This is a genomic window from Marivirga tractuosa DSM 4126 (assembly GCF_000183425.1).
Taxonomy (GTDB): Bacteria; Bacteroidota; Bacteroidia; order Cytophagales; family Cyclobacteriaceae; genus Marivirga; species Marivirga tractuosa.
The window spans coordinates 1,314,833-1,338,287 of the sequence record NC_014759.1 but is presented as its reverse complement, the minus strand read 5'-3'; the positions used below and the strand labels follow the sequence as shown (position 1 = coordinate 1,338,287).

At 38.6% G+C, this 23,455-nt stretch carries 17 protein-coding genes and 1 pseudogene; 9 read left to right on the top strand and 9 right to left on the bottom strand.

Annotated features, from left to right (window positions below; translation table 11 throughout):
• Positions 1-27 precede the first annotated feature (27 nt).
• The 7 genes from FTRAC_RS05390 (at position 28) to FTRAC_RS05360 (ending at position 15,730) form a co-directional block, all read left to right on the top strand.
• A complete protein-coding gene (locus FTRAC_RS05390; RefSeq protein ID WP_013453220.1) occupies positions 28-918 on the top strand; it encodes an ABC transporter ATP-binding protein in 891 nt (296 codons plus the stop codon).
• Positions 915-4,247, top strand: coding sequence for a golvesin C-terminal-like domain-containing protein (locus FTRAC_RS05385; RefSeq protein ID WP_013453219.1), 3,333 nt, complete (start codon positions 915-917; stop codon positions 4,245-4,247). Before FTRAC_RS05390 ends, FTRAC_RS05385 begins: the two co-directional genes overlap by 4 nt.
• Before the next feature lie 4 nt (positions 4,248-4,251).
• Complete coding sequence (locus FTRAC_RS05380) at positions 4,252-5,754, top strand: TolC family protein (protein WP_013453218.1); 1,503 nt, start codon at positions 4,252-4,254, stop codon at positions 5,752-5,754.
• A gap of 42 nt (positions 5,755-5,796) precedes the next feature.
• A complete protein-coding gene (locus FTRAC_RS05375; RefSeq protein WP_013453217.1) occupies positions 5,797-6,855 on the top strand; it encodes an efflux RND transporter periplasmic adaptor subunit in 1,059 nt (352 codons plus the stop codon).
• A gap of 52 nt (positions 6,856-6,907) precedes the next feature.
• Positions 6,908-10,078: an efflux RND transporter permease subunit gene (locus tag FTRAC_RS05370; RefSeq protein ID WP_013453216.1), complete on the top strand. Its 3,171-nt coding sequence runs from the start codon at positions 6,908-6,910 to the stop codon at positions 10,076-10,078.
• The gene (locus FTRAC_RS05365; protein WP_013453215.1) at positions 10,071-14,792 is read left to right on the top strand and encodes an efflux RND transporter permease subunit; all 4,722 of its coding nucleotides are present in this window, start codon (positions 10,071-10,073) and stop codon (positions 14,790-14,792) included. The genes FTRAC_RS05370 and FTRAC_RS05365 overlap by 8 nt, the downstream gene beginning before the upstream one ends.
• Positions 14,793-15,028: 236 nt before the next feature.
• Entirely contained in the window at positions 15,029-15,730 is a 702-nt protein-coding gene (locus FTRAC_RS05360; protein WP_013453214.1) for a cation-translocating P-type ATPase, read from the top strand.
• Between the two features lie 62 nt (positions 15,731-15,792).
• On the opposite strand, the gene FTRAC_RS05355 is transcribed toward FTRAC_RS05360, so the two are convergent.
• From FTRAC_RS05355 to FTRAC_RS05320, 9 genes and pseudogenes are all read right to left on the bottom strand, one after another.
• A complete protein-coding gene (locus FTRAC_RS05355; RefSeq protein WP_013453213.1) occupies positions 15,793-16,152 on the bottom strand; it encodes a cupin domain-containing protein in 360 nt (119 codons plus the stop codon).
• Between the two features lie 184 nt (positions 16,153-16,336).
• The gene (locus FTRAC_RS05350; RefSeq protein ID WP_013453212.1) at positions 16,337-16,687 is read right to left on the bottom strand and encodes a hypothetical protein; all 351 of its coding nucleotides are present in this window, start codon (positions 16,685-16,687) and stop codon (positions 16,337-16,339) included.
• Between the two features lie 21 nt (positions 16,688-16,708).
• Positions 16,709-17,149, bottom strand: coding sequence for a hypothetical protein (locus tag FTRAC_RS05345; protein ID WP_013453211.1), 441 nt, complete (start codon positions 17,147-17,149; stop codon positions 16,709-16,711).
• A 49-nt stretch (positions 17,150-17,198) separates the two neighbouring features.
• Positions 17,199-17,762: a TetR/AcrR family transcriptional regulator gene (locus tag FTRAC_RS05340; RefSeq protein ID WP_013453210.1), complete on the bottom strand. Its 564-nt coding sequence runs from the start codon at positions 17,760-17,762 to the stop codon at positions 17,199-17,201.
• Between the two features lie 242 nt (positions 17,763-18,004).
• Positions 18,005-18,280 (bottom strand): annotated as a pseudogene (locus tag FTRAC_RS20190) (type II toxin-antitoxin system RelE/ParE family toxin); the annotation flags it as partial.
• A gap of 17 nt (positions 18,281-18,297) precedes the next feature.
• The gene (locus tag FTRAC_RS05335) at positions 18,298-18,489 is read right to left on the bottom strand and encodes a hypothetical protein (RefSeq protein ID WP_013453209.1); all 192 of its coding nucleotides are present in this window, start codon (positions 18,487-18,489) and stop codon (positions 18,298-18,300) included.
• Positions 18,490-18,810: 321 nt separating this feature from the next.
• Positions 18,811-19,455, bottom strand: a complete 645-nt coding sequence (locus FTRAC_RS05330) for a hypothetical protein (RefSeq protein ID WP_013453208.1) — start codon at positions 19,453-19,455, stop codon at positions 18,811-18,813.
• The gene (locus FTRAC_RS05325) at positions 19,439-19,933 is read right to left on the bottom strand and encodes an RNA polymerase sigma factor (RefSeq protein WP_013453207.1); all 495 of its coding nucleotides are present in this window, start codon (positions 19,931-19,933) and stop codon (positions 19,439-19,441) included. The genes FTRAC_RS05330 and FTRAC_RS05325 overlap by 17 nt, the downstream gene beginning before the upstream one ends.
• Positions 19,933-21,318: an alpha/beta hydrolase family protein gene (locus tag FTRAC_RS05320; protein ID WP_013453206.1), complete on the bottom strand. Its 1,386-nt coding sequence runs from the start codon at positions 21,316-21,318 to the stop codon at positions 19,933-19,935. Before FTRAC_RS05320 ends, FTRAC_RS05325 begins: the two co-directional genes overlap by 1 nt.
• Before the next feature lie 305 nt (positions 21,319-21,623).
• Between FTRAC_RS05320 and FTRAC_RS05315 the strand changes: the two genes are divergently transcribed.
• Together FTRAC_RS05315 and FTRAC_RS05310 are read left to right on the top strand one after the other, a co-directional pair.
• Entirely contained in the window at positions 21,624-21,974 is a 351-nt protein-coding gene (locus FTRAC_RS05315) for a nuclear transport factor 2 family protein (RefSeq protein WP_041650393.1), read from the top strand.
• A 182-nt stretch (positions 21,975-22,156) separates the two neighbouring features.
• Positions 22,157-23,329 carry a class I SAM-dependent methyltransferase gene (locus tag FTRAC_RS05310; protein WP_013453204.1) on the top strand — a complete coding sequence of 391 codons (1,173 nt, stop codon included), beginning with the start codon at positions 22,157-22,159 and terminating at the stop codon, positions 23,327-23,329.
• The last annotated feature ends 126 nt before the right edge of the window (positions 23,330-23,455 follow it).

Sequence of the window (23,455 nt, the reverse complement as noted above, 5' to 3'; positions counted from 1 at the left end):
ATCTAAAGCTATCAACTTTAAAGCCCTATGAATATACAAATTACAGGACTCACGAAGACCTATCCGAATGGCTATACTGCAATAAAAGATGTGAATCTGGAAATCGGCAGCGGAATGTTCGGTTTGCTAGGCCCTAATGGCGCGGGTAAATCCAGCTTTATGCGCATTTTGGTAACCGCACAGCAAGCTACATCCGGCAGCATCTTAATGGATGGTATGGACATCAATGAGCACCGACAAAAAATCCGCACCCGCATAGGGTATCTTCCTCAGGATTTTACCTTTTTCTCAAAGCTTAAGACCTGGGAGTTCCTTGATTATGCTGCCCAATTATCCACCTCGCTCAAAAAGAAGGAGCGAATCATCAAAGTAGATCAACTGTTGGACCAGGTTGGCCTTCTGGATGTGCGTGAAAGATTGGCCAACAAACTTTCCGGAGGAATGAAACGCAGGCTGGGAATTGCCCAGGCACTAATTGGTGAACCTAAGTTATTGGTAATAGATGAACCCACCACAGGTCTAGATCCAGAAGAACGGATTCGCTTTCGAAACATCTTATCTGATCTAAGTCAAAAAGATGTGACCATTATTCTTTCCACCCATATTGTGGGCGATATCAGTAGTACCTGCCATAATATGGCCATGCTCAACAAAGGAGAAGTGGCCTTTAAAGGTTCACCGGAAGGAATGATAGAAAAGGTTCGAGGTCATGTATGGCAAGTCAATCTGAACGATGAAGAATTCAATAAAATAAAAATGGAATACTCTGTGGTTTCTACCATTCCTATCGATGGAAAATGGGAAGTGCAATTGATTGCTGAAAATTCACCGCATCCTAATGCGACTCATGCTAATCCCAATCTAGAGCATGCTTATGTATATTTTATGGAAAACCAACTAGGCATTTCACTGATATGATTTCAATCAAAAACATATTGACCATCTCCCGATTTGAGGCTAAAGTGCTTTGGAGAAATTGGTTTTTCAGAATTTTAGCCATAGCCGGAATAGGCTTCCTGACTATTTTTAATATTGCGGTTTTTTCCGAGGCAGATGTCCCAAGATGGGCCTTCCTATCCAATAGTTGGATGATGCCTTATGCCAGTTTGGTGTTGATTAGCATACCACAAGCAGCTGCTGTGGTGTTTTTGGCCACTGGCTTGATTAAGAAAGATAAAAAAGTGGATACCAATGAGGTCTTTTTTGTGCGTCCTATTAGCAATTTAGATTATGTTTTAGGGAAAGCATTGGCACTGTTCAAGCTCTTTTTCCTATTAAACCTGGTGTTCGTATTGATTTCGCTGATCTTCAATATAACCAGCCCCTACACCACCTTCGAGCCAATGGCTTATATTCTGTATCCTTTGCTGACCAGCATACCCACCATTATGTTCACTACAGGAATATCCTTCCTACTGGTCACCATTCTAAAGAACCAGCCGATTAGCATTGTATTGCTACTAGGACTTGCCGGAGTACAGCTGATCTACTATTTCGATCAGTTTTCCAATATTCTGGATTTTGTGGCTTTCCGATTGCCGATGTTTACCTCTGATATTGCCGGTTTCCAAGACATGGAATTTGCACTCATGCAACGATCATTTTATTTCATCTTAGGCATCGCTTTTTTATTTATGACTGCCTTTTTGTTGGATCGACTTTCAAGCCATAAAACGACCAAGGTTTTAACTGGAGTAATTGGATTAGCAGTTTTGGCATTTTCTTCCATTATCATGCTAAGATTATGGGATATGCGTCAAGATCCGATAGAATTAAGAGAGCAAATGGTCAGCCTCAACGGACAGTGGGCAGAAGAACCGAACATTAGCATTCTTTCCCATTCCATCAATTTGGAGCTCTCAGAAAATGAAATCATGGGGAATTCCGCAATGTTGGTAAAAAACAATACACCTCAAACCCTTAATAAAATTCACTTCAGTTTAAATCCGGGGCTAAAACTCGATGAGGTGATGGTAAATGGACAATCTGTTCCTGCAGAAAAAAATCTGCATATCGTTTCAATTGCAAAAGGATTTAGCCTAGCACCAGCGCAGGAAATGAATGTAGAACTGAAGTATAGCGGTACTATTCAGGAATCAGCTGCACATTTGGAAGTAGATGAAGAACGCTACGAAGAAGCTTTAGAATATTTCACCTTCTCTCTGCAAAAGAAATATGCCTTTTTGCAATCTGACTATGTTCTGCTCACCAAAGACGTTATGTGGTATCCTGACACTCAGATTGGATATAGTCCTAAAACTCCTAAGCAAGAAAGGTTAGCCTTCATAGATTTTCAATTGAAAGTGAAAATACAGGAGGGGCAGATGGCCATTTCTCAAGGGGAACCAGTGGTGAAAGACAATATTTATGAATTCCAACCGGAATATCCCCTTTCGCAAATCTCCCTTGCCATAGGCGATTATGTGAAGAAAGACATTGTCGTAGATTCCATAGAGTATGCGATATATCATTACCGTGACCATGATTTCTTTGCGGATCACTTGGACCAACTTCCGGATACGTTGAGTTCACTGATTACCGATCTTTCCAATGAATATGAGGATGCACAAAAAATTTCCTACCCATTCAAAAGGCTACAATTTGTAGAAACTCCGCTTCAGTTTGCAGCTTACACAAAAGTTTACGAGACACATCAAGCCTATTTACAACCGGAAACCGTCTTTTGGCCCGAAAAAGGAGGTGATATCCGGCAGCTAGATCTCAGAATGCAATTACGGGATATGAATAATCAGGCAAAGTCGCAAAATCAGACTTTAACAGATAAACAAAAGCAGGCCAACGTTTTCAATGATTTAATTAAGAGAGTAATCACCAAGCAGATTGGAGCCAACTATACTTTTGATGGATATAACCAAGATGATGCTAACTACTCGATTTTCCCCAATTACTATACCTACAATACGGGTTTTGTCAGTGAAGAATGGGGACTGCTAAACCGCAGCATTGCTAACTATCTGGTAAACGAAAAGCAGGCTCAAAGAGATTTCTCCAGAAACAGAAATGGGGTATCTTTTACGGAAGAATGCAACGATCTGATGCGAGAGTCCTCCCTGAACGAGATTGTATCAGAGGCAGAATTCAATAAAATCCAGAAGTCTATTGAATTGAAGAGTGAATACCTCTTCTCTTATCTTGGACAATTAGTGGGAGAACCCAACTTGAAAGCTTTTCTATATGACTGGATCAATGCACATAACCACCAGTTGACCCATTATGAGGATCTCAGAACAGCACTTTTGAATGAATTCAATTTGGATATTGATCCCATTATTCAAAAAGTCTATTCTGAGACATCGCAGCCAGCATTTGAGATTTTAGAACTTCAGAAATATGAGATTTTGGATGGCGATAGAAAGCGTTATCAAATATTGACCAAAATTAAAAACAGTGGTGATAATGATGGAGTGATTGAGATAATTTTTGACAATAAAGATAATAGCGATGGCGAATTTTATAGAGGAAAAGTGAATGAGGAAACTGAATCTGAAATTGAAGGACAGCTATCCTTAATTAAAAAGGGAGAAACCAAGGAGCTAGGCTTCATCTTGGATGAAAAACCGAATAATATCACTATTAACACCTTAATCTCTCGAAACATACCTTCTAAAATCACCATGCCAGTCGGGACATTAAGCAAGCGTGAAAATGCTACTTTGTTTGAGGGTGAAAGGCTGGCTACAGAAGATAAAGAGTTGGCATTTACAGAAGTCATTGTGGACAATGAAGATGAAAATTTCAGCAGCTTTAGCCCAATAAAACCTACTTATTTAAAAGCCTATCTGGATAGTCGAAAGACCACAGAACAAAAATACTATGGGGAATGGGATCGTCCTTATTCCAAATGGTTAGCCACAACGGGTTCTGAGTATTTCGGGACTGTAATACGATCGGCACACTTCACCCGCTCAGGCAGTGGTGAAAAAGTAGCTACCTGGACTCCTGAAATCAAAGAAGCAGGATTCTATGATATCTATACCTACATGAAAGGAAAAAATCAGAACGCTTATAGTGGCAATGACAGCAATGGAAAGCAGTATTTCTATCACTACATCATTAAGCATGCCGATGGCGAAGACAATATCAATTACAATATATCCAATGCGGAACCGGGCTGGAATTACCTGGGATCCTATTATTTCAACGAAGAAGGGGGAAATATTTCATTAACAGATGAATGTGACCTTCGAACAGTTTATGCAGATGCGATTAAATGGGTTAAGCAATAAAGACATGAAAACAATTAAAGAAAACCTAAGAAACAAACCAATGAGATTCAGCCAATTAGTGCTGGTGCTCATCATTGTAGGATGCAGCTTAATGTCTCAAAATCTAATGGGGCAACAGACGCTCACTCTTCAAGAGGCTATTAAAATTGCTCAGCAGAAGAGTCCAAACATCAAGAAATCTAAATTAAACCTTTATGGGAATCAGCGGAGTTTAGATGCCCAGCGTGCCTCTTTAAAATCAAGATTTTCATTGGATGTGACGCCTTTCGACTATAATAGAAATCGTAATTTCAATGATTTATTTTCTCAATGGAACACCAATGAAGATTATAATTCCTTTGCCAATTTTTCGGTGACTCAACCTATTGTCGCAACTGATGGTAGCATCTCCTTAATCAACCAATTCGGCTATAGAGATAACTATTCTGAATTTCAAGATGTGCGAACAAAAACCTTTAGCAACAACCTATACCTACAGCTGGAGCAGCCCATTTTCACATACAACAGAACGAAGCTGCAATTAAAAGAGCTGGAACTGAATCTTGAAAATGCACAGATCAGCAACAGCATACAACTGCTTAGTTTGGAACAAGAGGTAACCCAATCTTTTTACAATTTCTATCAGCGTCAAAATAATTTAGAGATTGCCTCTGATGAATACGAGAACCAAAAAATCAGCTATGAAATTACATTGAATAAAGTAGAAGCAGACCTTTTGGCAAAAGAGGAATTGTATCAGGCCGAATTAAACCTTGCCTCCTCTAAATCCACGCTGGAAAATAATGAGGTACTACTCAACAATGCTGCGGATGACTTTAAACTCCTCCTCGGACTCAATTTGGATGAGGATATAGAAGTAGCGGTTGATATCGATTTCATCACAAGAAAGGTGGACTTGGCAAAAGCCATTGAACACGGACTAGAGCATAGGATGGAATTGAGACAACGTGGCATGGCCATCGAACGGTCTCAATTTGAATTGACACGAACCAAAGCATTGAATGAGTTTAAAGGATCCGTTTCCCTCTCACTTGGCGTTTTTGGTGATAATGAACAAGCGCCTGAAGTTTATGAACAACCTAATTTAAACCCTCGTGTAGCTGTTTCTTTCAATATTCCGATTTGGGATTGGGGCGAAAACAGAGCCAGAATGGATGCCGCCAATGCTAATCTGGAAATCAATAAGGTGGACTTACAGGTGGAAGAAAATAATATCATTATCGGGATTCGAAAAATTTACCGAAATCTGCAAAACCTAGAAAACCAAATTTCCATAGCAGAGCAAAATGTAAAAAATGCCAAGCTGACTTATGATATTAATCTGGAGCGATACAAAAACGGTGATCTGACCAGCATTGACCTCAATAGATTTCAAAGTCAGCTTTCGGAGAAAAAAGGGGCACTGGCAGATGCCTTGATCAATTATAAGATGGAATTATTAAATCTAAAGGTGCAATCCCTTTACGATTTTGAGAAAAACCAACCCGTAATGATTAACAGATACTAGAAAGAGGTTATAGCCTAAAACTTACTACTTAAAAAAAATATTATGAAAAAGCTATTAAAAGGGTGCACGCCCCTACTGATAATGATTCTTTTATGGTCATGCAATAACCAAGAGAACAATATTCAAACAGAAATAAAAATTCCGGTATCAGTAGAAACCATCAAGCCCAGAAGTATTTACAGGTTTATTGAAACCACCGGTACAGTCTATTCTTCCAAAGAAGGAGAAATGAAGTCTGAAATGAGTGGACTATATCAACTTCAAAGAAATCCAGCTACGGGAAGACCTTTTGCACTGGGCGATATCGTAAAAGCGGGTCAGGTCTTAATCAGACTTGAAAATGAAGAGTTCGTGAACGGCCTGCAAGTAGAAGGGAAAAAACTCAACCTAGAGTTGGCGGAAAACAATCTCGAAAAGCAAAAATCCCTTTATGACAAAGGAGGCGTTACCCAAACTGAACTAAAAAACGCCTCGATTTCATACGTAAACGCAAAGTACTCTTACGAAAATGCGGAAATTCAATTGGCTAAAATGGCAGTTAGAGTTCCATTTGACGGTGTAATTGTAGAACTGCCTTATCACACGAATGGTATTAAAATCGATCAGGGTACAGCACTTTTCAAGGTGATGGAGTACAACAACCTCTTGATGGATGTTAAGTTACCAGAAAAGCATTTACCGGAAGTGACGCTTGATCAATTAGTCCAAATCACCAATTACAATATGGGTAATGACACTATCAAAGGTAAGATTAGCCAGATTTCACCCATCATCGACCCGGAAACCCGAACATTCCAAAGTGTTTTGCAAATCAATAATGATAAGCATTCTCTTCGTCCGGGCATGTTCATTAAAGCGGCCATACTTTCAGAGCAGCGTGATAGCACCATTGTGATTCCAAAAGAAACCGTGATTTCTCGACAGGATGCTAAAGTGGTATTTATAGTAGAAAATGGTATTGCCACAGAAAAGCAGATCACAACCGGATTAGAAACCATGGATGACATAGAAGTGATCAGTGGACTCAAGATCAACGATAGATTGGTAGTGAGTGGATTTGAGACCTTGAGAAATAAATCAAAGGTAAGTGTATTACAATAAGCACTGATGAGAAGTCAGTTTGTAATGTTTTCAATATTTAACCCCAAGTGATTTGAAAAAGATAGTTTCATTGGCCGTTTCCTACCCCATTTCCATCCTGATGTTGGTCCTGGCCGTCATTTTATTAGGCACCATTTCATTTGGTAAATTACCAATTGAATTGTTCCCAGATCTAAAGAATCCCACTTTATTTGTGGAGCTAAAAGCAGGAATTAAGCCCCCATCAGAAATTGAAAAGCAATTTGTAGAGTCCATTGAGTCGGTTGCTATAAGGCAAAATGGCGCGGTAGAAGTAAGTTCCATTAGCCAAACAGGTTATGGTCGCGTGACCGTACAATACGACTGGGGCAAAGACATGGACGAGGCATTCCTAGACCTACAAAAGTCGCTCTCTAGCTTTTCTTTAGATGAGGAAATTGAAGAATTTGTTATTTCTCAATTTGATCCTAACGCCACTCCTATTATGATTTTGGGAATCTATAATCCCAATTCTAATGATACGGAGGCCCTCAGAAAAGTAGCAGAAAATAACTTTAGAAATGAGATTATCCGCTTGCCAGGCATAGCTGAGGTTCGACTTTCAGGAGAGCAGGAGAAAGAAGTGGTGTTGGAAACCGATCCTAATCTACTCGCTTCTTACGGACTTACAGTAAACGATTTAGTAGCTAAAATCGAAAACTACAACCGCAATGTATCGGGTGGTTTTATTGAAGAATTAGGTCGAAAATATGTAATCAAAGGCCTTGGAATTATTGAAGACTCTGAAGATTTAGAGGAGCTGGTAGTAGGATATACCAATCGTCAAAGCACAAGCAGCAATCCTAATTCCACTAATGTGAATGCTGAAATGGCGCAATCAACTTCAAATCCTCAGACCTCCACTACTGCACAGGTTCCGGTTTTATTACGTGAAGTAGCCACTTTAAAAATCATGGACAAGGAAGCTAACAGCATTGTTAGAGTGAACCAACAAAGAAGTCTTGGGCTTTCCATTTTTAAAGAAACAAAATACAATACGGTCAATGCCGTAAATGAATTAACCGAAGTACTGGACGGATTGAAAAAATCTGTCCCAGGTTATGAGTTTGTCATCATTCAGAATCAAGGCCGGTTTATACAAGGAGCCATAGATGAAGTAAAGGAATCTGGGCTTTATGGAGCACTTTTCGCAGTGATCATCTTATTTGTTTTCTTAAGAAGAATAGGATCTACCCTCATCATTAGCATCGCAATTCCGGTTTCTATTATCGCCACTTTCAATCTGATGTATTTTAATGGCTTGACTTTAAACGTGATGACGCTTGGAGGTCTCGCTTTAGGAGCAGGAATGTTAGTGGATAATGCTATTGTAGTGGTTGAAGCCATTTTTAGAAGACGAGAAGAAGGAATGAGTGTAATTGATGCAGCAGTAAAAGGCACCAGCGATGTGAGTGGTGCCATTACCGCCTCCACGCTGACCACCATTGTGGTTTTCTTGCCGATTGTTTATTTGCAAGGACCATCCGGTGAGCTATTTAAAGATCAAGCATGGACTGTGGCTTTCTCCTTGATTTCATCTCTGGCCGTTGCCATTTTGGTAATCCCAATGCTCTTTTCACAAATTTTCCGCAAGGACAATAGGAAGCAAATGGAAAAGCCGCTTAAGTATAAAGCCTACCGAAATTTCTTAAATAAGGTACTGCATTACAGAATTGCTTTTATTGTCTTATCCTTTTTGTTAGTCTTGGGTTCCTATCAATTAATTGGAATCATTGGCAGCGAATACATGCCACAAGCGGGCACGAAAGCGATTGCGGTTGATTTAAAATTAGCTAATGGCACTCCCTTAACCAGAACCTCTTCTACTGTGGACCAAATTGAAGGTCAATTATCGATTTTGTTTGAAGAGCAGCTGGACCATGTTTATTCTCATATTGGACCTGAAAAAAGTCAGTCGGGCATCGATAATGAAAATGTATATGATGAGAACAAAGCCAGTTTAAAATTAATTTTCAAAGAGGATGTAGAATTGGACATTAATGAAGTCACTTCTGCCCTATCCACTTATTTTGAAGGCATTCCAGGCCTTACCGCTAGTTTTAGCAATGATGAAAGCGCACTTAATGCAATCTTAGGTGAAGAGCAGATGCCTTTAGTAGTAGAAGTAAGTGGAGCTGAATTCGAAGCACTTAGTGCACTTTCCGATTCAGTAATGGTGATACTGAACGGCAACGAGGATATTTATGAACCTGTTTCTAATCTGGAAGAAGGCGTGCCGCAGATCAAAGTGGATGTAGATAAATACAGAGCAGGCTTATTGAGTTTGTCCATTGAGGATGTTATCACCCAAATCAAAGATCAGTTGGAAGGCAAGAAGGCTGGAACCTTAGAGCGAGGTGGAGAATTACAGGACATCCTTGTAAAAGTTCCTAAAATATCGCTGAGCGGACTTGAAAATATGCGCATTAAAAGCAGCAACAGAGAATTCCCTTTGAGCGAAATTGCCGATATCAGTGTGCAATATGCCGCCAATTCCATTTACCGAAAAAATCAAAGCCGAATGGTAACCGTAGGTGCCAGAGTCAATCAAGACAAAGCATACAATCAAATTGTAAAATCGGTTGATGACGCTTTCGCAGAAATGTCAGTGCCTCCACAATACAAAATAAGTGTAGCCGGTCAGGAAGTAAAAAGACAGGAGTCGATGAACAACTTATTGTTTTCGCTGCTTTTATCGGTTTTGTTGGTGTATATGGTTTTGGCTTCTCAGTTTGAGTCCCTTTTACATCCGTTCACGATCTTACTTACGATTCCATTGGCTTGCGTTGGGGCTCTCGTTTCCTTTTGGATCCTTGGAATGTCGCTCAATATGATGGCTTTTATTGGGATCATCATGCTGGCCGGAATAGCAGTTAATAATTCAATTATCCTGGTGGATAGCATTAATCGCAACAAAAGAAGCGGTATGGATTTAAGAGACTCCATACTGGATGCTGCGCAAAGGAGATTTAGACCCATCATTATGACGAGTCTTACCACTATCCTTGCATTGCTGCCTTTAACATTTGGTTTTGGTGAAAGTGCAGCCCTGCGTGCCCCAATGGCTGTAGCCGTAATCGGTGGATTGGTTTCTTCTACTTTATTAACTCTCATTGTGATTCCATGCTTCTATGAAAGCATAGAAAATCTAATCAGCAAGATTAAAGGAACATCTAGCGCCAAAAAAGAAGTTTCACATGAGTAAGAACGGACTATTACATACGATCATAAAAAGGAAAGTACTGGTTTCGATGCTCTTCATTGGCTTCACCGTGATGGGCTATATTTCCTACAACAAATTGCCAGTTGAGCTTTTCCCTAATGTGGAACTACCTGTCTTGATTGTGCAGGTAGGCGCTACTTCAGAAGTGGATCCGAAATACATGGAAAGAGAAGCCATTATTCCGCTTGAAAGTGCCATTAGTACAATGGAAGGCATAGAAGAAATCACTGCCAATGCGGACAGTCAGCAAGGCATGATCTTTATATCTTTCCGTCAAGGCGTGAATATAAAATATGCTTACTTAAAGCTGGAACAAAAGGTCAGTGCCATCAAGGCTGAGCTTGGTTCTGAGTTTATAGTGAATATTGTCAAAATTGACACGGAGCAGTTCACTAATGCTTTTATGGATTTGCAGGTCTTGGGCAGTGGCGGAGTAGATCGAGTAAGAAATGTTACGGATCAATATATAACCGACCGACTCAATGATATTGACGGAATCGGAGGAGTAGAAGTATTTGGTGGTCGTCAAAAAACCATAGAAATCATCATGAATGATGAAATCTGTGAAGCCAACGGCATTACGCCCAACACCATCAGCAATGTACTTTCTCAAAATTCTAATAAAAGTGCTTTTGCGGGGCAAATAGAACGAAACGGACAGCAGATTTTTGTCAATGTAACAGCCGAATTAAAGGATATCAAAAACATCCAGAATCTGGTAGTTTCGGAAAAAGGTCCGCTGCTGCTTAGCGATGTAGCAGAAGTATTCTTTGGAGTAAAAGAACAGACTTCCCTTAGCCGTATCAATGGGAAAGATGCCGTTTCCATTCGATTATCTAAAGGAACCCAGGCTAACCTTATTGCGCTTTCAGATGCAACTCTAGAAACTATTGATGCCATCAATCAGGATTTGGAATCCATGGGTGTAGAAATGGTGGTGCAAAACAATCAAGCCGAGTTGATGACCAAAAATATTGACCAGATTAAAAATTTGGCCGTGACCGGTGGTCTCCTCGCCATATTTGTCTTGTGGGTATTTCTCAGAAGATTAAAGTTCATACTGAGTATTGCCTTAGCCATTCCTATTTCTGTCTATACTGCTTTCAACTTCTTTTATGCGGCTGGCATTTCTGTTAACAGTCTAACGCTGATTGGTATGGCACTCGCTATCGGGATGCTTCTGGATAATAGTGTGGTAGTATTAGAAAACATCTACCGCCATGTAGTCAATAAAAAGAAAAAAGAAAATGCTGTAGTGGATGGCACCAAGGAAGTGATGCGATCAGTCATTGCAGCCACTTTAACCACCGTAACCGTTTTTCTTCCCTTTATTTTCTCGTCCAATTTCCTGATTACGAAAATCGGAACGCATATCGGCATTTCCATTATATCGACTCTATTGGTCTCCTTGGTAGTGGCACTGGTTTTAATCCCCATGTTGGCGCATGCTGCCATCAATAAAGATGATGAGGAAAAAGCTCCACTGATAAAAAATGCTTCTATCCGCCAGCGCTTGATTCAGAAGTATATGGTGATTTTAAAATCATGCTTTAGAAAACCCTTGCTCACCGTTATTGGAGGATTAGTACTATTCTTCGTAACCATTGGTCTAAGTTTTTTGGTGAGCATGTCAGGACCATCAGAAGTGAATGATGCTCAAATGAATCTATTTGTCACCATGCCGGAAGGCGCCACACTCCCAACGACTGATATTAAAACTAGAAAATTGGAAGAGAAGGTGATGGAAATTCCAGTGGTGGATAAATTGATCAGTCAGGTTTCGGAAGGTGAAGCGGTGCTTACCGTCATGCTGGTGGAAGGATTTAAAGATTTGGATACCGTCTCTGTCGAGGATGTTCAAAACAAATTAAGAAGCATCAGCAGCAGTTTTGAAGATATGGACATCTCTTTGGACGAACCCCCTCGCGCAAGAGGCGGACAAAGTGGAGTGGGCAGCTCAGCTTCTTCTGACTTTGAGCGTATGCTGGGAATTGGTTCTCCTTCAGAACGAATCATCGTAAAAGGTCAGGATTTTGAGCTGATGAAAATTATCGCCAATGATATCAATAATTATGTCACCGGCTTACAATCCATCAAAAGAAGTACTGTCAATATCAGTCCTGAACGACCTGAAGCACACATTTTATTTAACCAAAAGCGGATGAGTGACAATAATATCACCCTGCAAAATGTGGCTATTGGTTTGAATGATTTTCAACCGTCCTTTGCTTCCGGCTCTAATTTCGTGAGCGGAGGGGAAGAATTTGAGATTACCATTCATACTCAAAATCAAATTCGGAAAGCCAAAGAAATGAAAGACCTTCGAGAGATGCCGGTTACCAGCACCGCAGGAGTGGCACATTCTCTAGACGATATTGGCTCGGTAATTTATTCCGCAGGAGAAAGTACCATTACCCGATTAAACCAGGAAAAAAGGATTGAAATCACTTATAGCTTTATTGATGAAGTATTAAAATCTGAATCCCTGCTTGAATCTTCCAGAATGGAGGTTGACCAGATTGTGCGCAGTGTCAATATTCCTAAGGGCATGGTGGTGGATGTCATCCATGATGAAGGAATGTATGATGAGCTATACTTCTTTATTTTTGCAGCCATCATGATCATTTTCATGATTCTGGCTGCAGTTTTTGAATCGCTCTACTTGCCATTAGTGATTATGTTTTCAATTCCGCTAGCAGGAATAGGCGCTTTCCTCGGTCTTACTTTCACAGGTAATTCTCTCCTTAATGCCAATACTTTAATTGGACTTATGATATTATTGGGTGTGGTGGTTAATAATGGCATTATACTTATTGATTATTCCCGAATTCTTCGAAGAAGAGGTTTTAATAAATATCGAGCCCTGATGATGAGTGGAATTTCTCGAATTAGGCCGATTCTCATCACTTCTATTACCACTTTTGTGGCCATGTTGCCCTTGGCAATGGGAGATGCTGAATATGTGACCAGCATAGGACAACCGTTTGCTGTCACCGTAATGGGCGGACTGGCTTTTGCTACGGTGCTGACCTTGATCTATATCCCTACTATGAGTGCCGGACTGGAAAGTGTATTGCACTGGTTTAGAAATCTTAAAACTAGTACAAAGCTGGTGCAAATTGTCCTTTTGATTGGATTTGCAGCTTTAATCTATTTCCAAATAGAAGGTGCGTTATGGCAAATCATTTGGTTTTTGGTAGCTGTGATTTTGATTCCGGGAGGCACCTATTTCATCATGACTTCATTACGACAAGCTAATGCAAAAATGGTAGGCCCTGATGAGGCCATGCATATTGAAATCCAAAGCCTGACCAAAATTTATGGAAGAGATAAGCGATGGATCAGAGAATGGAAAGGCAATAGAAGATTATTTGAAAAACGTAATGAGGAACCGGTTACTGTAAAGGCAGTATTGCAAAATGCCATATGGCAAGGAGCATTAATCGCCTTTCTGGTGTATTTTATCTATTTCTTCCTGGACAAAGCATTTTGGCAACTACTGTTTATGATTTCGCTTCATGCCTTATTACTATCTATTTTTAAGGAAGTAGCTCTACTAGCGCAAAAAGGGAAAAGGTTCATACGATTCATTTATTCGTTCTTGTACTGGGGCTTCCCTATCGTAAGTGCAGCCTATCTCTATAGCGATATCCAGACAAAAGGAGTTGGTGTGTTCCTAATTATTGTATGGTTTACAGGTTTGTTTTTGGCGCGAATAGCCAGCAAGCTTAAGGAAAAACCTGTCATAATTGATGAGATTAAAGGGCGTTTTGCAAAAATCAGAAGACTGTATTACAAATTACTCTTGGCTATTCCTTTTGTTAAACCAAAGAAATCACAATTCAAAGCCCTTAAAGGAGTAAGCCTGACGATTGAACAAGGCATGTTCGGACTTTTAGGGCCTAATGGAGCCGGAAAAACTACATTGATGCGAATTCTATGCGGAATTATGGATCAGAGTTATGGAAAAATCTGGATCAATGGACATGATACGAACCTAAGAAGAGAAGAACTACAGGGATTGATTGGTTACTTACCGCAGGCTTTTGGTACTTATGAGAATATGACGCCTTATGAATTTCTGGATTATCAGGCGATACTGCGTAAAATCAGCCAAAAAGATGTCCGAGAAGAAAGAGTGCAATATGTACTGAAAGCGGTGCATATGGATGAGCATCAGCATAAGAAAATTGGCTCTTTTTCCGGAGGAATGAAGCAGCGAATTGGGATTGCTCAAATCTTGCTTCACTTGCCTAAGATATTGGTGGTAGATGAACCTACCGCAGGTCTTGATCCATTAGAAAGAATCCGATTCAGGAATCTACTGGTAGAATTGAGTCGGGAACGAATTGTCGTTTTCTCTACGCATATCATAGAAGATATAGCCAGTAGCTGTAATAATTTGGCAGTACTTATTTCAGGAAATATTGAATATATCGGCAGCCCTACGACCATGGCAGAGCTAGCCAATGATAAAGTATGGGAGTTCCATCTTTCTCCTGAAGAATTTGAGAGGGAAAAAGAAAACTATCTGATTGTGCATCACATGCGTGAAGGGGATCAGATTAGAGTGAAATGTTTGGCAGGCACGCACCCAAGGGAAGATGCTGTACAAGTTCGTGCCCAGTTGGAGGATGCTTATTTATGGTTGATGAAGAGTAAAAACAATAGGGAAAGTGTGATCACTGAGAGCTAATAACACCCCCCTTCGCCCCCCTCAAGGGGGGAGTCGCCTTGATGTGATTATTTTAGAAAATTGACAATGAGAAGGTAAATGATATCTCATTCAGAAAATAAAAAAAGGTAATAAAATGGATGGTTTACTACTACGGTAAATCCGTGAAGCTCCCCCCTCGAGGGGGGCTGGGGGGGTGTTACTTGAGTGAATCAAAAGGCTATAAAGCTAAAAAGAAGATATAATTAATAAACAAAATGAAAAGCTACTTACTGCTACTATATAAACTAATCACCTACAATGTGAAGGTGATATTCGCAAATAAGTTCGTCTACTTTGTGGTGGCGTCCTTTTTGTTCTTTGCATTTATCATCACCATTGCCATTTTTGATGATCCTGATTTTAATGAAGCGGTTATCTACGGCTTTTTGGTATTTCCTGGCTTGCTATTAATCTTTTATCCGATGGCATATGGCATCCAGAATGACGATGATTCCAAGATGCTGGAGACCATTTTTGGTATTCCAAATTACCGCTACAAGGTATGGCTAGTCCGTTTTATTCTGGCAGTAGGCGTTGCATTTGTAATCCTGCTGGTCCTAGGCAGCATTGCTAATTTTACGCTTTATCGATTTAATTTATTGCCAATGGTCGGACAAGTGCTATTTCCAATAATCTTCCTGTCCTCATTAGCATTTATGCTTTCTACTTTGATTAAAAATGGAAACGGAACCGCCATTGTGATTGTCATTGTATCCTTTATATTTTTCGTATTTGCTAAACCACTCGAATACAACGTATATAATGTATTCCTCAATCCATTCTCAGAACCGCGGGAAATGAGCGAGTTCATCTGGCATAGCATTATTTTCAAAAACCGATTGTACTTGATTGTAGCCAGTGCGCTTTGTCTGCTATATGGAATGTTTAATTTGCAGTTTCGGGAGAAGTTTGTTTAAATGAGCTCGATTATTCTTTTGCTTAGAACGGAGCAAAGATATCTGCTGTTAAAAAGTTGATGTTAGATGCTATCCAAATTATTTTTGGTTAATTCGCTTTTTGCATCTCCTGTATTTAAAGTAGAAGTTGGTTCAAAAAGCATCACCCAAACTTCGTCTTCAGCAACCGGTTTGTGTTCAACACCTCTGGGTACAATCAAGAATTCGTTTTCATTCACTTCAACTGTCCGATCTCGATATTCCATTTTAAAGCTGCCTTTCACCACAAAAAAGAGTTCGTCCTCCTCATCGTGCTTGTGCCAAACAAACTCTCCTTTCAGCTTGGCAAGTTTTACATGCTGGCCATTTAGTTCGCCCACAATCTTTGGTGACCAATGTTCAGAAAATAAAGAGAATTTCTGTTGAAGGTTTACTTTTTTCATGGGAGTCTATTTTTAATTGAAATACGTATTCCAAAATCATTTAGAATATTAACGTAGTGGTATGTGAAAAGTAGCGGATTTTTAGACATTAACTTTTCGGATTATAGCCGATCTTAATTTTATTCTTTATATTATAATTTAGCCCTTATACCGCTATCTTTTCTATTTGTTACTGCAATATTTTTTATCTATTTCCAATTAAGATTCTTTTCAAATCTCCTTTTTCTTTAGATAATAGATAAAGTAAATATGGTGCGAAAACAATAATCCCTAGAATCATTGCTACTATCGCAATTATAATTGAATTAAGTGAGAACTTGTCTCTCCAAGCAATCCATAATGCCGATAATATTAAATAACATTGAAAGTCTAAAGCGAATTGCCCCATCCAAGTCATTGAAGTAGCAAATTCTTGTGCTCTTGCCAAGAAATTGGCTCCATCATTTTGAATTGTAATAACTGAATAAATTAATAAACCAAGTGTCTGGATTATTAAGAGACCTTTTAAAAAGTAGTGTTTATTTTTTTGTTCCATGATAACTTTAATTTTGAGTTATTAATTTTCTTTAGCTGAAGCCCACATTGGTCCAATTGCCAATAGAAGCACTATGATATTGAAAAAAGCATTTGAATGATTCCCTGAAGCGATTGACCCCGCACTATCCAAAACAAACCAAGAGAGTAATCCAATAAGAACACAGCGTCTTACAAATTCAGGGGCTTTGTCATAAACCCAAAGGGATAGACACCATATCATCACTCCCCATCCAAATAGAAAACCGCCTGTTAGTGCGGATAAAAACATAGTTGTAGGTTCGGTATAAACTTGCGCCCCATCTATGGGCCAACTTAATAGGTCCAAGGTCCAACGGGCAGCTTCTGAACTGCTTTGCATAGTACCTAAAAAGAATATGGGGCCAAATGATCCTACAACAAATGCGGTTATTTTTAAATATTGCTTATGGAATTTCTGCGTTCTGAAAAATGAAATTTTCATATCTGACCTATTTGATTGGGTCAAATTTAAGTACTTGTAGTCTGATTATTTAGACGCTCCCGTCTATTGAAGGAATAGAATTTGTTGTTTTGAATAGCTGGACCATTTCTCTTATTTTGCTAAAATATGCCGAAATCCAACTTGAATTTAATGTTTCATCTGTGATTTGAAGAAAAAAGTTTTCGATACTGAGCATCAGTACCATATTAGCCAAATGGCTACTCTCCTGTAAATCAATAACTTTTTTCCAGATCGGCATAAATCCTTTTAAGGAAATCTCATTGGTTTTGAGGAAGCAGGTCTGAAAATCCGCATTATCTCTATGAATCCTTAATTGTCGATTGAAAAGCAAATCAAGTTTATGATCCAAAAGTGTTTGTGTTAATTCGGCTTCATTCTGAGCATTTGATTCTTTATCACTCATGGCTTTAGCTTGTATTAAATGAAAGTCCAGTAGGCGTTCAGTAAACACCTCCAAGTCAGAAAAGAAATGATAGAAAGAAGATTTATATATACCCACTGATTTGGCAAGTTTCTCAATTCTTAATGCTTGCGGACCCTCAAACGCAAAAGTCTGGTATCCTGCTTCTATCCATATTTGCTCTTTACTCATTTTGATTTGTTAATTACGGCTAACGCCATGCTAAAATGCATTTATCAAACTTTGCTAACAAAGTACTAAAATAGCAAAGCCAAATTGCAACTACAATTATTAAGAATCGAATTGATGGAAGCATGTAGATTATTCTTACCTTGAATATCAGCAAAAATTTGGCTTTGTGGCGAATTAATTGCTCAGTTTGCAAGAAGAAGCGGTAAGAAAATGCATTTTTAGCATATCTTACCTTTTCGGATTTATATTCCCTTTAATTTATTTGGGTTTCTTGAGGTATGAAAAACTCTTGAGATGACAGCTTTATCTTTAGTTGTCCTGTAGATTATTTTATAGCTCCAAACAACAAGGAACCTGTACTCTGATTTTTTATGTGCTAAAAGTGGTTCAATAGTCCCAATATTCGGTGAGTTCTCTAATAATTCCGTTGTCTGTAAAATCTTATTGAGGACTGTTTCAGCAAATGTAAGTCCTTGTTCTTCTCGAATGTACTTAATCGCTCTTTCTAATTGTCCGACTGCTTTTTTTGTTCAGATTACATTAACCATTCCCTAGACATGGTTTGAACATCTTTTTGGCTTAGGGTTTCGCCATTTTTCTCTTGCTGTTCAGATTCATCGATATCTGAAAGTAGAGAAAGCTGTTCATAGACATCTTCAAGTGTTGACTCTGGAGTCAATTTTTCCGCTATTTGTATAAGGTATTTTTTAAGAGCTACTTGTTTCATATTTTGAAGTTAACAAACTAGTAGTAAAAATAAATCCTTTGGCTACAATTTTTGTGAAGAACTACTTCTGAAAGGTAACATTATAGCGTTTTATTCATCGTTCTCTAACAGTAAATAAAAAAAGGTAAAATCCCCATTTCTGTAAATGTGATTTAAGAGCAGTAAGAATGATGTGTAAAATACTGTTGAACTGAGCTGCTGGGACTCTCTGCATTTTTTTAACTCTTAGCAAAAGCTAAAAGCAATTACTGAAATATAAAAAATAGCGATGAGCCACCTCATCGCTATTGAACCAAAATAGTTGTTATTTCTATATTTTAACTATGCTCTCAAAGTCTCCATTTCTTTTATAGTAGCATCCAGCTTATCAAATATGCGCCCATACATAAGTCTTACATCAAATAAATATATCTGCTTAGAAAATATGAGCATCAATACTGTTATAACAGCAGTAATGATCCAGGCCATGAGCGGAACATCTCCTATAAAAGTGATATCTGGAAATTTCTGTACTACTTCATTGACTAGCTCTTCCTGACTTGACCAGCTAGAAAAAAGCATACTCATGACGATCAGGAAATAAATTGGGTACGTAAAGCGGATCACGCTTCCATTTTTTAGTAAAACGGTATCCAACCAGCTCTTAAATGATTTTAAATAATCGTAACTATTTTGTCCGGTTTCTACTGCTTTTATTCGATCAATCTGTCTTTGACTAAACCAAGCTGTTGCCAAGAGTAGAACTGCTATGGCTGCACCTTCCCATAGTGCGTTCATAAAGAAGTAAATGATCGGGATAGCAATTGCCATTACAATAATCAACTTCAGGTTGAACCTAAACCTACTCTTTATTTTATCCACAATGTGTTGAGACTTTTGCTCGTATAATCTGTTAATCTTCGGTAAATCTAAAGCTCCTTCTTCCAGGAAGCCTTCTTTCCACATATTTTCAATTGAATTTTTCATCTATAATTTTTTTAAGTCGTTCTTTAATTCTTTTTACTCGTACTCCAATATTATTTGGATTAGTACCTAAAATTTCTGCAATCTCCTGTTGCGGCTTTTCCTCTAAATAGAGAAGAATCACTGCTCTATCTACTTCCGATAAATGCTTGATGGCGGTATATAATTGATTTAGTGTCTCATTCTCGAAAGCATTATTCGTAACAGAAACTGAATCTGGCAATACATCGGAGGTAAAATGAATAGGCTCATTATTTTTCTTCTTCTTCAACAGCGTCAAGCATACGTTCAGAGAGATTCTATAAATCCATGTCGTCCAGGCACATTGCTCCTTAAAGCCTTCTCTACTTCTCCAGATTTGTAGACAAACTTCCTGATAGTAGTCCTCAAAATCTTCCTGAGAATTGGTATATGCTCTGCAGATCTTGACGATGATGGCTGCATAAGGCACAATGGAAGAATGATAAAAATCGCTGCTCATTAGTTCTGCTTATTTATCCAAGTTGAGACCGTCTCCAGCACTATAGGTTCCATGGTGGTCTCAATTTGAGCATATTCCTTCATTGCTCCTGTTTCACAGAGCTGGAAAAGGTGATTCATGCTGTCAAATTCTTGAGTGGTCACTTGTCTGTTCCCACCATCGTGCAATGCTTTTTTTATTGCCATGAGATTTGCCGAACCTACCTGCACATCCTTTTCTCCATTAAGTGCAAGCACTGGGCATGTCACTCTTGCCAAGGTCGGTCTTGGGTCATAGCTTATAAAATACCGCAACCAAGGTCTGGTCAGTTGAGCTATCTGCTTTTCTATATATTCTTCGGTGCTCATTCCTTCTATAACCACCTTATTTTTCTCCATCTGATGGCTAATGTAAACTTCAAGCTTATTTCTTAAAACTTCGATATCCTCCTCATTATTTTTAATTAGCTCAAATATACCTTTCATAACGGCTATTTCATTTTTGATATCTTGTTGGTTTGCATCTTGCAACTTCCCTAATAGCTCGATTTGCTGTATTGAGATTTGCTCCCCAGGAACTCCAGGTCCTGCTAGTAATACCATGAAACTCGTAGGTACCTCAGCGGCCACAATGGGCGCTATTAGGCCTCCTTCACTATGACCAATCAAACCGATCTTCTTCGGATCTATGTCTTTTCGACTCTTTAAGTACTTGATAGCAGCTTTAACATCTGTGGCAAAATCGGAACTGGTAGCCGCATTGTGATCGCCAGTAGAGGCTCCAAAGCCACGGTCATCATAACGTAAAACTGCAATGCCATTTCGTGTCAAATGATCTGCCAACACCAGGAAGGGCTTATGCGTCATAAATTCCTCATCCCTGTTTTGTGGTCCTGAACCAGAAATTAGGATGGCTGTAGGGAAATTCTCTGTATTTTTTGGTAAGCTGAGTGTCCCTCCAAGCGTCACTTTTCCTTCTTCGCTTGTAAAGCTTACTTCCTCTGTATCATAAGGATAGGGTTTAGTCGGCTCTTGAGGTCTAACAATCTCCTTTTTGGCTATAGGTTCAGTATAGAGGTCAAGCTGGAAAGACTGATTAGCCTGATAAAAGTTTCCTTTGATCTTGCTATCTGAAAGCGATCCTTTGTACTGTGCTCCAATATTGGCCATCTGCAAATCTAACTGACCCTCAATAAATGTTACTGAACTAACCGGCATATCAAAGGCTTTTTGTGCTGGACTGTCCATGGTGGCAGAATACTTTCCTTCAGATTCTGTAATATGAAAAATAAGTGGAAGCTCCATACCCTGTACTTTTAAGAGACCATACCAGTCTCCACTAATTTGCTGTGCAGATGCTAGAAATGGTATCACCAACACTAGAAATAATAATTTGATCCTTTTCATAATTTTATCTTTTTCTTTATTAGTGGCTGGTATTAGATAATCTTACACCTAGGCATTAATTTTTTATTGCGCTTCCTTTTCTATTTGATTTAAAAAAGGGTTTTAGTCTATTAAAGTAGGCACTTTCTTCTTTTCTTCAGATAATCAGCAAGGTATTTTAGTACTTAATCTGCTTTTTTTATGATCGATATCTTACTCTCCAAGCTTTAGTATTAAAATATTTTCAAAATATTCTTAGGATGTTTAAACCTTTTATCAATTTACATGTATATACATATATTGTAATAACATTAAATATTAATTATATGACACTTAGAGAAAAAACTCAAGACATTTACAACCTAATCGGTGAAGGAAAATTATTAGATGCATTTGATAAGTACTATGGTGAAAGTGTAGTCATCACAGAGCCAAGAGGAACCTGGAAAGGAAAAGCTGAATGCAGAAAGCATGAAGAAGAATTCTTAGGCATGATCAAAGAATTTCATGGAATGGAAGTAACCGCTATCACTTCAGACGAAGAAGCGGGTATTGTAATGCATGAAACTGCTATGGACGTTACTTTCCAAGACGGAAACAGAGTAAACATGGAACAAGTGGGCGTTCAGAAATGGGAAGATGGAAAAATCGTTCACGAACGTTTCTATTACCAATAGACAATTCCATTAAACGGGATATTCAAAGCAGGCTGAAAAGTCTGCTTTTTTTGTTTACTCCGATTTGTGCGGCAAAACGGTCAAACGTTACCGGAACTAAGTTTGGCTAAAAGCAGTTCCAAGATGCTTTAGTTAATTTCAATGCGGTTAATTTGGTAAGCTTCCGTAGCTTTGCAACTGATATGAATGAATTACAACAATTTTTCCAGGAGATCGAAGAATCTATTAAGCAAGATTCCTTTGTAAAGCTTACTTTAAGTAAACCCATCCGAAAGTCGGAAGATTTAGAAAATGTTTATTTACGTGAAGTGGAACTCAAAAAAGAGAAAATGATCTCTTTTACTTATCGTTTCAAAACAAATGATAAGGTAAAAAACTATACATTTGAAGCAGCTATAAAGGAATTAGAGCATCTATTGCAAAACACTTTTCGCATTGCCACCTTATTTACTCTGGAGAAAGATATTGCTATTCGGATCAATAAAAAAGGAAAAGCCTCGATTACAAATAATCCTCCCACCTTCAGCGATAAACTGCCTGTCGATCACGATAAGCAGAAAGTGAAGCGCGCATCTGACAGCGAGTTTTTACTTCATTTAGGAATAAAAGATAAGAACGGAAAAGTGATTCCTAAAATGGCTGACAAGTATAAGCAGATTAACAAATACTTAGAAATCATTGAGGGATTGCTTAAATCTACTGCGCTTCCGAAGAAAATCAATATTGTAGATATGGGGTCTGGTAAAGGCTATTTAACCTTTGCACTTTATGATTTCTTGAGGAATACGCGTGGGTTGGATGTTCAAGTTACAGGTATCGAACTAAGGGAAGAGCTTGTAACTTACTGCAATAAGGTAGCCAAAAAATGCGGATATACGAATCTTTCCTTTATTTCAAAGCGAATTGAAAATTACAGTGAAGAAAAAATAGATGTCCTCATAGCACTTCACGCTTGCGATACCGCTACGGACGATGCTATCTATAAAGGCTTGATGTCTAATTCTTCGCTAATTATTTGTGCTCCGTGTTGTCATAAGCAAGTCCGTCAAAGTGTAAAAGGAATTGCTCAAGAAAACCCTATCCTGAAATATGGCATTTTCCAAGAGCGTCAGTTTGAGATGGTAACCGATACGATACGGGCACTTCTTTTGGAGAGGAACCAGTACAAAACCAAAGTATTCGAATTTATTTCAAATGAACATACGAGAAAGAATGTAATGTTGGTGGGGTCAAAGGCTAGTAAAGCGCCTAATATTCAAGCAATTGACGTTCAAATCAAAGAATTGAAAAAGGACTATGGCGTTCCTGAACATTATTTAGAGAGGTTGATAGAGAAAAAAGAGCAGGTGAAATAATAATTTCCATAATCACTTTACACTGCTATAGAGTCAATTTTTTAGGTGAACTTCCATACACAATGGATATTAACATTAGAGATTTTCTCAATAACTATTTTGTCTGATTTGAGGAATTATTTAACA

Coding starts and splice junctions, on each gene's coding strand:
- FTRAC_RS05390 (WP_013453220.1), top strand. CDS start 28: ATGAATATACAAATTACAGGACTCACGAAGACCTATCCGAATGGCTAT.
- FTRAC_RS05385 (WP_013453219.1), top strand. CDS start 915: ATGATTTCAATCAAAAACATATTGACCATCTCCCGATTTGAGGCTAAA.
- FTRAC_RS05380 (WP_013453218.1), top strand. CDS start 4,252: ATGAAAACAATTAAAGAAAACCTAAGAAACAAACCAATGAGATTCAGC.
- FTRAC_RS05375 (WP_013453217.1), top strand. CDS start 5,797: ATGAAAAAGCTATTAAAAGGGTGCACGCCCCTACTGATAATGATTCTT.
- FTRAC_RS05365 (WP_013453215.1), top strand. CDS start 10,071: ATGAGTAAGAACGGACTATTACATACGATCATAAAAAGGAAAGTACTG.
- FTRAC_RS05360 (WP_013453214.1), top strand. CDS start 15,029: ATGAAAAGCTACTTACTGCTACTATATAAACTAATCACCTACAATGTG.
- FTRAC_RS05355 (WP_013453213.1), bottom strand. CDS start 16,152: ATGAAAAAAGTAAACCTTCAACAGAAATTCTCTTTATTTTCTGAACAT.
- FTRAC_RS05350 (WP_013453212.1), bottom strand. CDS start 16,687: ATGGAACAAAAAAATAAACACTACTTTTTAAAAGGTCTCTTAATAATC.
- FTRAC_RS05345 (WP_013453211.1), bottom strand. CDS start 17,149: ATGAAAATTTCATTTTTCAGAACGCAGAAATTCCATAAGCAATATTTA.
- FTRAC_RS05340 (WP_013453210.1), bottom strand. CDS start 17,762: ATGAGTAAAGAGCAAATATGGATAGAAGCAGGATACCAGACTTTTGCG.
- FTRAC_RS05335 (WP_013453209.1), bottom strand. CDS start 18,489: ATGAAACAAGTAGCTCTTAAAAAATACCTTATACAAATAGCGGAAAAA.
- FTRAC_RS05330 (WP_013453208.1), bottom strand. CDS start 19,455: ATGAAAAATTCAATTGAAAATATGTGGAAAGAAGGCTTCCTGGAAGAA.
- FTRAC_RS05325 (WP_013453207.1), bottom strand. CDS start 19,933: ATGAGCAGCGATTTTTATCATTCTTCCATTGTGCCTTATGCAGCCATC.
- FTRAC_RS05320 (WP_013453206.1), bottom strand. CDS start 21,318: ATGAAAAGGATCAAATTATTATTTCTAGTGTTGGTGATACCATTTCTA.
- FTRAC_RS05315 (WP_041650393.1), top strand. CDS start 21,624: ATGACACTTAGAGAAAAAACTCAAGACATTTACAACCTAATCGGTGAA.
- FTRAC_RS05310 (WP_013453204.1), top strand. CDS start 22,157: ATGAATGAATTACAACAATTTTTCCAGGAGATCGAAGAATCTATTAAG.